We start from the raw sequence: 11,918 nt of genomic DNA, 5'->3' as shown, positions 1-11,918 counted from the left end.
ATTACGAACAGGCCTTTTTATTACTGCTTCCCCTATTCCAGCTTTTGAACGAATTCCTTATAAAGAGCCCTTAGTGCATCTCCCCTGCTGATGATGCCGATGACTTTATCATTTTTGTCCACTACGGGGATTTTCTTGAAATGATGCTTGGACAGTACCTTTATCAAATCCTCTAACGGATCTTCGGGGGACAGCTTCGTGATTTTTTTATTTTTAATGATCTGTGAGACTTTGTCATTCATTTTGGATGTGACCTTTTCATCCAATTCTTCACCAGGAAGGATGGTAATGTAGGTGAAATACCCCATGATCGCTTCCTCTGCAGGTGTCAAATAACGAAGGATATCCCCGTCCGTTACCATCCCCAATAGCTTATCGTGTTCATCCACGACCGGAACCCCGCCCACTTTATTTTCGATAAAGGTTCGCAGGATTTCCTTTAATGTAAAATCAGGACGGGCCACATAGACTTCCCTTATCATGAAATCCTTAACTAACATATAAAAACACCCCTTTTTATAAGTTTGACGTTCCGATTTCATCTCTCTTTTTACTAATACCCTTACTTACTCTATTTAAAAACCCTTGCCGCCTGAACGGCCTTTTTCCAGCCATCATATAAACCCTTCCGTTCCTGTTCTTCCATAACGGGTTCGAATTTTTTATCGACGGCCCATTGCTTTGAAATCTCTTCTTTGCTTTCCCAATATCCGACAGCGAGCCCGGCTAAATACGCTGCCCCTAATGCAGTCGTTTCACTAATTACCGGCCTTTCGACTGGTACATTCAAGAGGCCGCTTTGAAATTGCATCAAGAAGTCATTTTTGACAACCCCGCCATCGACCCGCAATGCCTTTAGACTAATCCCTGAATCGCCTTCCATCGCACTGAGGACATCTTTTGTCTGATAGGCCAATGCTTCCAATGTTGCCCGGACAAAATGCTCCTTCGATGTCCCCCTTGATAATCCGAATACCGCTCCCCTGACATCACTATCCCAATAAGGGGTACCTAATCCAACAAATGCAGGGACTACATAGACGCCATCGGCTGAAGTGACACGCATTGCATACTTTTCACTGTCTTTCGAATCCTGCAAGAGTTTCAATCCGTCCCTTAACCATTGTATGGCCGAACCTGCGACAAAAATACTGCCTTCCAATGCGTACTCGACTTTTCCGTTCAGCCCCCATGCAATCGTAGTCAACAGGCCATGCTCGGATTTTACTGCCTGTCCTCCTGTATTCATCAGCATAAAGCAACCGGTGCCGTACGTATTTTTAGCCATTCCTTTTTCAAAGCATGCTTGGCCGAACAGAGCGGCCTGTTGATCTCCTGCAGCTCCGGCAATCGGAATTTCGTGGCCAAAGAAATGATGTGGGGCTGTTTTCCCATAGACCTCCGATGAGGAACGAACATCCGGCAGCATTGAATGCGGCACTTGCAGAATTTCCAGAAGCTCTTCGTCCCACTTTAAATCATGAATGTTATACATCAGTGTCCTTGAAGCATTCGAATAATCAGTTACATGGGCTTTACCACCTGAAAGCTTCCATATCAGCCACGTATCGATCGTACCAAACAATAATTCACCGTTTTCTGCTTTTTCCCGCGCCCCTTCTACATGGTCGAGAATCCATTTCACCTTTGTACCGGAAAAATAAGCATCAATCAACAAACCCGTTTTCCCGAAAAATAAGTCATCAAGACCATCATTCTTCAATTGCTCGCAAATCTCACTCGTCTGTCGGGATTGCCAGACGATGGCATGATGAATCGGCTGACCTGTTTCCTTATTCCATACCACGGTCGTCTCCCGTTGATTCGTTATGCCAATTCCCGCAATCTGTTCAGGTTTTACATTCATTTCCGATAGACACGAAGCGATGACCGATAAAATGGAGCCCCAAATTTCATTGGCATTATGCTCCACCCATCCAGGATTCGGGAAATATTGGGTGAACTCCTTTTGGGCAATATGCAAAACTTCCCCGCTCTTATTAAACAAAATGGCGCGGGAACTTGTCGTTCCTTGATCCAATGATAATATGTAAGTCTCCATAGTTGTCTCCTCCTACACCTAAGATACATTTCAACTTAAGTGTCTTGCTGTTTTCTCTATCTTCATTTTACTAGATATACCCCTGAAAACAAAAAATATAGAAAGTTAGATGGAAGGTTGAAAATTATTGGCAGATTGATAGCTAATCTTTTACAATGAAAAAAGACGGATAGGAGGAAATGGTAAATGAATAATCATGATATAGATTTTAAAATTTATGGTGACGACATGCAGTTTGTTGAAGTGGAATTGGATCCGCATGAAACCGTGATTGCCGAAGCTGGAAGTTTAATGATGATGGAGGACCAAATCAAGATGGAAACCATCTTTGGTGATGGGGCTTCGAATAGTGACGGCGGAATGATCGGTAAGCTATTTGGTGCTGGGAAAAGGCTTCTTACGGGTGAGAGTCTTTTCATGACGGCTTTTACGAATGAAGGACGAGAAAAAAGACATGCCTCCTTCGCTTCCCCTTATCCAGGTAAAATCATTCCCATGGATTTAAGCGAGCTCGGCGGGAAAATCATTTGTCAAAAAGATGCTTTCTTGGCAGCGGCAAAAGGGGTTTCAGTCGGAATTGAGTTTCAGAGAAAAATAGGAGCTGGCTTCTTTGGCGGTGAAGGTTTCATCATGCAAAAGCTTGAAGGAGACGGAATGACCTTCGTTCACGCCGGTGGAACGATCCATAAAAAAGAATTGGCTGCAGGCGAGATTTTACGCGTCGATACTGGATGTCTGGTAGCAATGACAGGTGGGGTAGATTATAATATTGAATTTGTAAAAGGCGTAAAAACCGCCTTATTCGGAGGCGAAGGTTTATTCTTCGCCACATTAAAAGGACCCGGAACCGTCTGGGTGCAATCTTTGCCTTTCAGCCGACTTGCCAGCCGTGTATTTGCTGCAATGCCGCAAAATGGGGGATCTTCTGAGGAAGGCAGTGTAGCAAAAGGGTTGTTCAATTTATTCAACGATAAATAAGAACCGGACCAATGGCTGCCATGCCATCATGGCAGTCATTGATCTCTTTTGAAAAGGATGGATAGCTATATGCAGCTTGTTAAATGGTCCTACATGAGACGTTATAATATCAAGGCAATTTTTGATGAATTCCCGAACTCGCCTGTTATTTTCCGAAAAATAAGAGATTACTATTTTGTTTATACCATTCACTGGACAGCAGCCGATGCTCCCATCGGCATTAATGAGCTTGAAAAAATGGAACAGCTGCTCAACCGGGAGCTCGGAACTGAACTGCAATATCTCTATCGGAGAAAATGAGGTCACTCCTCGTATATCATTTTTCTTGTCATCCCTCCATCGACGATAAGGTCAACTCCCGTAACGAAGTCATTCTCCGATGCCGTTAAATAAAGGCAGGCCCTTGCAATATCTTCCGGTTTGCCAACCCGATTGGATAAATGCTGTTGATGATCCTTTTCCCTTAACGCTCCATAATCACCTGTTTCAATCCAACCCGGTGAAATCGAATTAACCGTAATTTTCTCTTCGCTGAATGAAGCGGCGAGTGCATGGGTCAAGGCAACGATCCCCCCTTTTGTCGCTGCATAGGATTCCGAATCCGGCTCTGACATAATCGCTCTTGTTGATGCTAAATTGATGATTGCCCCGCCCGTTTCATTATTCCGCATCGATGTTGCCGCTGCCCGGGAACAAAGGAAAACACTGCGCAAGTTCGTATTCATCATATCGTCCCATTCCTCAATCGTCAGATCATATAGCGATTTGAATAATGTCTTTCCGGCATTATTAATTAATATATCAATGGTTTTATATGTTTCTAGAGTGACATCCATCAAATGCAGGATGTCAGCTTCCTTCCGAACATCCGTTTTAACGAACATGGCTTCATGCCCATTACTTTTGAGCTCCTCTACATACTGAAGGCCCTCCTGCTCGTCCATATCTGCAAGTACGACCGATGCACCACTTTCAGCATATCCCTTTGCCACGCCTCTCCCTATACCATTAGAAGCGCCTGTTACAATCACCGTTTTATTTGTGAATCCCATATTTTCATCCTCACTTTCACTAGCTTGCTTTCCCTATCATAATCTCCAATTCGCTCCACTTCAAACACTTCACTTTAAACACTTTCCTTGAGTTTTCAATAATCAGCAGGACCCATTATATTTTTGTAGTGGCCTTCAATGATGTATGATAATAGAAACAACAAGAATAAACCAGGGTGAAGGAAACCTGCTATTATCTTTCTACAGTGTAAAAAAATTTATATTGGAGGAATGTAAAAATGGACTTATTAAAAAATGTGTTTTCTTTAGGATTAGGTGCTGCCGCTGCTACAAAGGAACAAATTGAAAAAGCAGTGGACTCTCTTGTGAAAAAAGGCGATATCTCAAAGGAAGACTCCAAGGTTCTTATTAAGCAATGGGTCGAAAAAGGGGAACAGGCCCAAAAGCAACTGGATGAATCCGTCAAGCTCAAAGTCAATCAAGCACTCAACGGCCTAAACTTGGCAACCAAAGAAGAAGTTCGGGAATTAGAGCGTCGTATCGCAATTTTAGAGCAGCAAAACAAAAACATACAACCGTAATCTGGAGGTACTTGAATGTTTGGCAAGCGACTGAAACACGCACATCGTTACCAAGAAATCATTAATGCCTTTTTGAAAAATGGTTTTGGTTACTTCATCTATCGCCTCGGGTTATCCGAGAGCAAAGCGGCATCGAAACTCCAACCAGACGAAAATCTGAACCTCCGCTCAATAGGTGAGAGGCTGCATAAGATATTACAAAGCTTGGGACCCACTTTCATTAAACTTGGTCAGATTGCAAGTACGAGGCGTGATTTCGTTCCGGAAGAAATCGTCCGCGAACTTGAAAAGTTACAGGACCAGGTCACTCCCTTTCCATTTGATAAAGTTCGCAAGATTGTTGAAGCTGAATTGGGGGATTCATTGGAAAATCTTTTTCTTGAATTTGATGAAATCCCACTGGCAACCGCTTCGATTGGGCAGGTCCATGCTGCACGGCTGCCATCGCAGGAAATAGTAGCAATCAAAGTGCAGCGGCCCGATATTCTGCCAACCGTGGAAACGGATTTGGAAATTCTCGATGATTTGGCAAGACTGATGGAAGCACGCATATCTTGGGCAAGACGCTACCAAGTCAGAAAAATGATTGATGAATTCGCTAAATCACTTCGCGCAGAACTCGATTATAACTCCGAGGGGCGCAACGGGGAAAGAATAGCCAAGCAGTTCATCAATGATCAAGGGTTAAAGATACCAAGGATCCATTGGGAATATTCTACAAAAAGGGTACTATCGATGGATTTTATTCAAGGAATTAAGATCAATCATTATAAGCAGCTTGATGACGAAGGGTATGATCGCCGAAAAATCGCGGAAAGATTAGCAAATGCCATGCTACAACAAATATTGATCGATGGCTTTTACCACGGCGATCCCCACCCTGGCAATATCATCATTTTGCCAGGTAATGTCGTCGCACTCATGGATTTTGGAATGGTGGGACGTCTGGAGGATGAAACGAAATATCAATTCGCCTCGCTTGTCATCAATCTGAAACGCGGAAGTACTAATGGACTGATCAAGACGCTTTCCGATATGGGCCTCCTGACAGACGAAACGGATATGGCTTCATTAAGGGGAGATATTGATGAACTGCGAAATAAATATTATGATATCCCATTGAGCCAAATCAGCCTAGGTGGAGCAGTGAATGACCTGTTCACAGTTGCCAATCGGCACCATGTCCAAATCCCACCTGAATTCACGATGCTCGGCAAGGCACTGCTTACCATGGAAGCCATTATCGAGGAATTAGATCCACATTTCAGCATTATGAAGGCAGCTGAACCTTTTGGGGAAAGGCTTTTTAAGGAACGCTACAATCCAAAAAACATTGCAAAGAACACATGGAATCAATTCATAGAGTCTGCTGAAGCTCTTGCTGAACTTCCGAAGGACATCAGGGAAGTAACAGGTATCATAAAAAAAGGGAAATTGCGATTGGATATCAATATTCCCGAACTTCAAGTATTTTTACATAAGCTAGATCAAATCTCCAACCGTTTGTCTTTTAGTATTATCCTGCTTGCCTTTAGCATAATCATGGTCGGTCTCATTATCGGCTCGGCAATTGGTGGGGAAACCCTTCTTCTATGGAAAATACCAGTTATCGAGATAGGTTTTGTGGTTGCAACCCTGATGTTCTTATTCATGCTTTACACCATTTTTAGATCCGGAAAAATGTAAACTTACGAAAAAAGAGAAAAACCAATCAATAAGGTTTTTCTCTTTTTTCATGATTTCATTCATTGGTTATGTGTGCGACGATCATATGAAATCGCATACGCATGATGTCGGAAATGTAAGATTGGGTCTTCCGAGCACTCAATTCCCGCAGGGATATTGGTTGGATCAAACAGTAAATGATCTGCAAAAGATTCGATTTTATTTGATATCATTAAATGACCGACCGTGATTACTTGTTTATCTTCCGACCAAGCAATGGTTGAATCGTCAGTCGGGTCATTTACCCCTCCTATTTGAATGTTCAATTTAAAGCCCACTGGACCTTGCTTGAGCCTCTCTTCCATTTCTTCATTTAGATATTCGGGATGACGCTTGGCTACCTCCTCTTTTGCTAGCATACTAAGGCCTGCATCAGGTACCCACTCATACTTAATGGCCTGACGCCTCCCTTCCGCATTAACGAAATAGAAGGCATGAATGGAGTAATATTGACACGTTGAGAAACTGGCTGGAGAACGCATTTCTTTCAGCATTTGTAAGCTTGCCTTGCTTTCAGGATACTTCAACAGGATTTTTGCAAGCTCTTTCAGATTGGGAAAACCATCTTTTGCAGACTTGAAAAAGTCAGCAATATCAACAAATGCTTCAGGTGTTTTCGCAAAGAATAGCGGGATGGTCACAGCAATAAGGTCTGATGCCTCTCCATTAGGCAATTGAAACTTGACTGCCATGCCCTTTACAGGTGAAATGGCATCAGGATGGCTTGGAATCGGCGAGCTATTTGAAAACCGGATGATCGCCGGCACGGATTCATCCTGAAGATGGGCTGCCACCGTTAATGGGGACGCGTTTCCGTTTGGGGTGAAAATCCCCTCATACATATATCCCCTTGCATGCGCCCGTCGATAACCAGGATATGTTCCAGCTACATTTTCAATTACATTCACCGCTTCACTCGCTAATTCAGGTTTAACATTGGCATTTCCCTCCATATGTCACCCCTCTTTTCAAATTTTTATTAAAGTTCTTTCGCTATTACCTGTACCCCTTATTTCATTAGCTTATTCAAGATACTTTGATTTCATATAATTATTGGAAAGCAATGATCGCTAAAAATGCGCCTGGAAAAATCCAGGCGCTTCATTATATCTTCGAATCCATTATATAGAAGGGGGGTGCTAGACTTCCCCTTACATCAATTTTACTGAGAATTGGGAAGGTAACGCCATAATTCAACTGGAAAAACGTCTTCACTTCTTCATTTTGGCCGGGCTCTTGATTCAGACCTTATCTTTATATTTGTTATAAAGTTTTAGAAGGACTTCATTCACTTGCCGTATGGACAACAATAAGGAACCCTCTGCTGAAAAATCATATATGGCTCTTTAATTGTTTAAATGGTAAGAAGAACAAGAAAAATACGCTTAAAGGATTACAGACCCCACTTTATTTCATTCAACATGAACGGCAGTGCCATAAGCAATGATTTCACAAGCATTTTGCATGATAGCTGAAGTTTCCAGGCGCATGGCAACGATGGCGTTCGCCCCTTTTTCTTTCGCTTCATCCACCATCCTGCCAATTGCTTTCTGTCTTGCTTCTTTCATCATTTCTGTATACTCAGTGATTTCGCCCCCGACAATGGTCCTTAATCCAGCGAGTATATCTTTTCCGATATGCTTGGATTGAACACTGTTCCCCTTAACAAGCCCCTTCAGTTCTTTGATTTCTTTACCAGGTACGGTATTAGTAGTCACGATAATCATATAGTTCATCCTCTTCCTTTTTTCTAATTTTTTTTACGATCAAATAAAAAATCAACGGAAATGGAGCTTGAATCAAACCTAGAATCCCCCACATCCAATGGTTAAAGCCATTCTTCCTGGCATCGATGAAGAGAAAAATACTTTGGGCCAATAAAATCAGCCCACACACAATCAAAGCAAATATTTTAAGGTTACTCATGACCCATCTTCACCTTTCTTTTTACAAGCATCGTATAAAAACAAATGAACACAACGGTCAGCACCTGGAGCGCCAGAAAGACTTCGGGTTGATGGAATAGGGCTAGAAACAGGAAACCTAGAATGATTGCAGCGGTTACAGTAAATATAAGCAGTTCTTTCAACCACTTTTTTTTGGTCTCCGCTCGCTGCATTTTGATTTTTTGTTCAAAATAGGACGGTTGGGGGATTTCAATCGAAAAAGCCTCATCAAAATTTTCCAGGCTCTTATTTATTTGGTCGACTATATCTTGATCATCCCTAGATGAGCGGTTTGGATAAGCTTGTTGATCCTTCATCAATCGGTTTCAGCTCCTTTCTTATAGTTTTAATGCCTTTATGGACACGGGATTTTACTGTCCCTTCTGGAATCTTGATTATTCCCGCTATTTCTTCATAAGAAAAACCATAGTAATGCTTCAGGATGATCGGAACCCGTAAATCATCATTCAGGTGATCTAGTGCTTCCATGACATCATCCCATGCTTGGTTATTGCTTTGTGTCTCCCATTTCAGTTTGCGGACTGACTGCTCTTGTTTTAACCAGTTGATTTCTCGTTTCTGCTTTCGCTTTTGATCCAGATATAAGCGTGTTGCAATGGAAATCAGCCATGTAGAAAACTTTGAAGTTCCCTTGAACTTAGGAAGATTCTCAATCGCTTTCGAAAAGGTCTCCTGAGCTAAGTCTTCAGCATTTTGAAGACTGAAAGTCAATTTCAATAAATATTTAAGCAGGAAAGGATAGGTAACTTGAAACAATTCGGCTAATGCTTCATCGTCACCCTTTTTCGCCGCTTTGACCAGCTTTTTTTCTTCCATCTATGATCACCTACTCTCGTCCCTATCCGTTATAGTTATATGACGTTTGGGACGAAGAATTCGTTCACGAGAAATACATAATATTTTTCATTCTTGATTCCGCTCCACTTCTGAAAGGATCACATGGGTGACAGTTGCCGCAAAAGGAATTGTCCGGTTGATGAATGCCTCCACTTCTTCAAGGCTCTCACTATGAATTTTTAGCATAAAACAAGCCTGTCCAGCAATTCGATAGCAAAAATCTACATTCGGTAACTTGGAGATATACTTTTTGAATTTTTCATATTCCCCATTTTGTATCGTTGCTTCCACGATACACTCAATAGGAAAACCAATCTTTTTATGGTCAATCTCGGCAACATACCCTTTAATGATTCCGAATGACTCCATTTGCCGTACTCGTTCTGTAACAGTGGGAGCAGAGAGGTTGACTTTCTTTGCCAATTCCCTCATGGAAATTCGGCTATTCATCGTTAATTCGGCAAGGATGCTACGGTCTTTTTCATCTATTTTCATTTAAATATAATTTCCCTTCTTTTCTTTACATTCATTCATTATTAAACTGAAATACCTTACAAACGCAATGAAAATCCCTAGTCTTTTATATTAAGATTATCTCAAAGGAGAGATGTTCATGACAAGAATAAAAAATTCGGGGCTTGGGTCCAGTCCATTTCAACGATTGTTTCACTCAGAAGAGATTTCGCATAAATGGGCAGAAGATACGAAAGAAAGCTATGCAATCGCCTTTGCAGAATTATTTCTCATTCACCGTGAAAAAACGGAGGAAAAGTTTTTCCAAGTATTAAAGGAGGTATTCACTGATGAAGAGGTCTCAGAACTATTGGCCTTCATTTGTTTTACAACTGCCCAGCAATATTTCGGGGCTTTGATGGATTTGAAATAACGCCAAAAAGGAACAGGCCTCGCCTCGTTCCTTTTTGTAAAAACCCTTCATTCTAACCCTTTCAGCTAGGATTTCGCGCCATGATCCTCCATTTCATTGATCTTTGGAAGAATGGAGCGGGAAGGTACCGGGGATGTCAAAACTATGGAAGTGTTCAGATGTCCATAGGGTATTAATCGATCTATAAGTAATCTCATGCTGTCCATATCAGCTAAAGCCGCTTTCAAAAAATATCCAACAGTTCCTGTTACACGATGGCATTCGATAATGTCTAAATCATTTTTAACTAACTGCTCGAAATCGGAAACAGAAACCTTAAGTTCACTGACCTGAATGAACACAAGTACACCTCTTCCTATCGCCAGCGGCGAAACCCTTGCACTGAACCCCTCAATGATCCCCTTTTCTTGCAGGCGATACATACGTTCCGAAATGCTGGGCCGACTGAGAGCCAATTTCTTTGATAGTTCACTTATCGTAATGCGTCCATTCATCTGTAAAAGTTCCAGTAAACTGACATCTATTTCATCCATGAAGCACCCACCTTTCATAATGAAGGAATATAAGCTTATCTTTCTTAAAAATGTTGTATGGAAAGTGAAAAAACATTCTTTTTTGTATGTAAATTTACCAGTTAATATTCTATCATTAAAATTAGCAAATAGAAAAAGAAAATTCAGAATTTACCAAAGGGAGGAACCTGCATTGACCTTTACGAAAATCCCGGTTCGAAAAAACATTGAAGACATCAGCCCATATGTTTCCGGTAAGCCAATTGAAGAAGTCCAACGCGAACTGGGACTTGAAACGATCGTTAAATTGGCCTCCAATGAGAATCCATTCGGTTACTCAGCTCTAGCAAAGGAAGCCATGCTTATCGAAATGGAGCAAACCTCCTTTTATCCTGAAGGAATGGCACCGTCATTAGCTGAAAAGCTGGCAAGGAAATTGAATATCAAACAAGATCATATCATCCTGGGAAATGGATCTGATGAAGTGATACGTTTGTTAACAAGAACCTACATCCAACAAAATGATGAAGTCATCATGGCTGATGTTACATTTCCACGCTATGAAACGAATGTATTGATTGATGGCGGCACACCTGTAAAGATCCCTCTTATAGATGGTGTACATGACCTGGAGGGTATGTATGATGCCATAACTGAAAAAACAAGAATGATATTTGTCTGTAATCCCAATAATCCGACAGGAACGATCGTTCAAAAAGAAAAGTTAAGATCTTTTATCGAGAAGGTGCCGAAACATATATTACTGATCGTTGATGAAGCATACTATGAGTATGTCGATGATGAAGAATATTTAGAAACTTTGCCACTTCTAAATACCCATTCTAATCTGGTCATCTTACGCACTTTTTCAAAGATTTATGGATTGGCTGCATTAAGGATTGGATACGGTTTAATGGATGCTTCCATCATACAAGAGCTAGTTAAAGTGAAGGAACCCTTCAATACCAATCGTTTAGCACAGGCTGCTGCCTTCGCTTCCCTCGACGACCATCTATTTGTAGAACAATGTGCCCGTAAGAATGAGGAAGGAAGAAGATATTTAGAAAACGAACTAAGCGAGATGGGATTAACATGCTTCCCTTCACATGCCAACTTCTTGATGGTCAAACTGAACCATCCAGGTAAGGAGATTTTCGAGAAGCTATTGATTTCTGGTGTCATCATCCGTTCTGGTCATTTGCTAGGCTATGATAATACGATCCGCGTGACGATCGGCACTCCTCTTGAAAATGAGAGATTCATAACAGCGTTACAACATGCAATCAATAAAACCTCCAGTACATGAACGATCGAAACGAAGTTGCAGTATGACGATGATTATTAATAGATAAAAGAT

At 41.5% G+C, this 11,918-nt stretch carries 16 protein-coding genes and 1 pseudogene; 6 read left to right on the top strand and 11 right to left on the bottom strand.

Annotated elements, in window-relative coordinates:
- Positions 1 to 32: 32 nt before the first annotated feature.
- Positions 33 to 500: a CBS domain-containing protein gene (locus tag LQ203_RS12005; RefSeq protein WP_230158392.1), complete on the bottom strand. Its 468-nt coding sequence runs from the start codon at positions 498 to 500 to the stop codon at positions 33 to 35.
- Between the two features lie 71 nt (positions 501 to 571).
- Positions 572 to 2,062, bottom strand: a complete 1,491-nt coding sequence (glpK, locus tag LQ203_RS12000) for a glycerol kinase GlpK (RefSeq protein ID WP_230158390.1) — start codon at positions 2,060 to 2,062, stop codon at positions 572 to 574.
- 186 nt (positions 2,063 to 2,248) lie between these two features.
- Between glpK and LQ203_RS11995 the strand changes: the two genes are divergently transcribed.
- Together LQ203_RS11995 and LQ203_RS11990 are read left to right on the top strand one after the other, a co-directional pair.
- Positions 2,249 to 3,040, top strand: coding sequence for a TIGR00266 family protein (locus tag LQ203_RS11995; protein WP_230158388.1), 792 nt, complete (start codon positions 2,249 to 2,251; stop codon positions 3,038 to 3,040).
- Between the two features lie 69 nt (positions 3,041 to 3,109).
- On the top strand, positions 3,110 to 3,340 hold the full coding sequence (locus LQ203_RS11990; RefSeq protein ID WP_230158386.1) for a hypothetical protein: 231 nt from the start codon (positions 3,110 to 3,112) through the stop codon (positions 3,338 to 3,340).
- 2 nt (positions 3,341 to 3,342) lie between these two features.
- On the opposite strand, the gene LQ203_RS11985 is transcribed toward LQ203_RS11990, so the two are convergent.
- Positions 3,343 to 4,092, bottom strand: coding sequence for a glucose 1-dehydrogenase (locus tag LQ203_RS11985; RefSeq protein ID WP_230158384.1), 750 nt, complete (start codon positions 4,090 to 4,092; stop codon positions 3,343 to 3,345).
- 239 nt (positions 4,093 to 4,331) lie between these two features.
- On the opposite strand from LQ203_RS11985, the gene LQ203_RS11980 reads away from it, so the two are divergent.
- Positions 4,332 to 4,634, top strand: a complete 303-nt coding sequence (locus LQ203_RS11980; RefSeq protein ID WP_230158382.1) for a hypothetical protein — start codon at positions 4,332 to 4,334, stop codon at positions 4,632 to 4,634.
- A 15-nt stretch (positions 4,635 to 4,649) separates the two neighbouring features.
- Positions 4,650 to 6,320 (top strand): AarF/ABC1/UbiB kinase family protein, encoded by a 1,671-nt coding sequence (locus LQ203_RS11975; RefSeq protein ID WP_230158379.1) that lies wholly within the window; start codon positions 4,650 to 4,652, stop codon positions 6,318 to 6,320.
- A gap of 59 nt (positions 6,321 to 6,379) precedes the next feature.
- On the opposite strand, the gene LQ203_RS11970 is transcribed toward LQ203_RS11975, so the two are convergent.
- The 7 genes and pseudogenes from LQ203_RS11970 to LQ203_RS11940 all read right to left on the bottom strand — a co-directional run bounded on the left by LQ203_RS11970 (position 6,380) and on the right by LQ203_RS11940 (position 9,658).
- Positions 6,380 to 7,312, bottom strand: a complete 933-nt coding sequence (locus tag LQ203_RS11970) for a catalase family peroxidase (RefSeq protein WP_230158377.1) — start codon at positions 7,310 to 7,312, stop codon at positions 6,380 to 6,382.
- A gap of 172 nt (positions 7,313 to 7,484) precedes the next feature.
- Positions 7,485 to 7,601: pseudogene (locus tag LQ203_RS11965) on the bottom strand (glutathione peroxidase); the annotation flags it as partial.
- Positions 7,602 to 7,771: 170 nt separating this feature from the next.
- A complete protein-coding gene (locus tag LQ203_RS11960) occupies positions 7,772 to 8,086 on the bottom strand; it encodes a YbjQ family protein (protein ID WP_230158375.1) in 315 nt (104 codons plus the stop codon).
- Positions 8,067 to 8,285: a sigma-Y antisigma factor component gene (locus tag LQ203_RS11955; protein ID WP_230158374.1), complete on the bottom strand. Its 219-nt coding sequence runs from the start codon at positions 8,283 to 8,285 to the stop codon at positions 8,067 to 8,069. Before LQ203_RS11955 ends, LQ203_RS11960 begins: the two co-directional genes overlap by 20 nt.
- Entirely contained in the window at positions 8,278 to 8,622 is a 345-nt protein-coding gene (locus LQ203_RS11950) for a YxlC family protein (protein ID WP_230158738.1), read from the bottom strand. The genes LQ203_RS11955 and LQ203_RS11950 overlap by 8 nt, the downstream gene beginning before the upstream one ends.
- Positions 8,585 to 9,142 carry an RNA polymerase sigma factor SigY gene (gene sigY / locus LQ203_RS11945; protein WP_230158372.1) on the bottom strand — a complete coding sequence of 186 codons (558 nt, stop codon included), beginning with the start codon at positions 9,140 to 9,142 and terminating at the stop codon, positions 8,585 to 8,587. Before sigY ends, LQ203_RS11950 begins: the two co-directional genes overlap by 38 nt.
- A gap of 87 nt (positions 9,143 to 9,229) precedes the next feature.
- Positions 9,230 to 9,658: an Lrp/AsnC family transcriptional regulator gene (locus LQ203_RS11940; protein ID WP_230158363.1), complete on the bottom strand. Its 429-nt coding sequence runs from the start codon at positions 9,656 to 9,658 to the stop codon at positions 9,230 to 9,232.
- A 118-nt stretch (positions 9,659 to 9,776) separates the two neighbouring features.
- On the opposite strand from LQ203_RS11940, the gene LQ203_RS11935 reads away from it, so the two are divergent.
- Positions 9,777 to 10,049 carry a hypothetical protein gene (locus LQ203_RS11935; RefSeq protein WP_230158361.1) on the top strand — a complete coding sequence of 91 codons (273 nt, stop codon included), beginning with the start codon at positions 9,777 to 9,779 and terminating at the stop codon, positions 10,047 to 10,049.
- Between the two features lie 65 nt (positions 10,050 to 10,114).
- Here LQ203_RS11935 and LQ203_RS11930 read toward each other — a convergent pair whose 3' ends face one another.
- On the bottom strand, positions 10,115 to 10,582 hold the full coding sequence (locus LQ203_RS11930; RefSeq protein ID WP_230158360.1) for an Lrp/AsnC family transcriptional regulator: 468 nt from the start codon (positions 10,580 to 10,582) through the stop codon (positions 10,115 to 10,117).
- A 172-nt stretch (positions 10,583 to 10,754) separates the two neighbouring features.
- On the opposite strand from LQ203_RS11930, the gene hisC reads away from it, so the two are divergent.
- A complete protein-coding gene (gene hisC, locus LQ203_RS11925; protein WP_230158358.1) occupies positions 10,755 to 11,867 on the top strand; it encodes a histidinol-phosphate transaminase in 1,113 nt (370 codons plus the stop codon).
- Positions 11,868 to 11,918 lie beyond the last annotated feature (51 nt).

This window comes from Peribacillus sp. Bi96, assembly GCF_918698115.1.
In the GTDB taxonomy this organism is placed as follows: Bacteria; Bacillota; Bacilli; order Bacillales; family DSM-1321; genus Peribacillus.
Note: the sequence above shows the minus strand (reverse complement) of the source record. Positions and strands in the feature narration are given on the sequence as shown.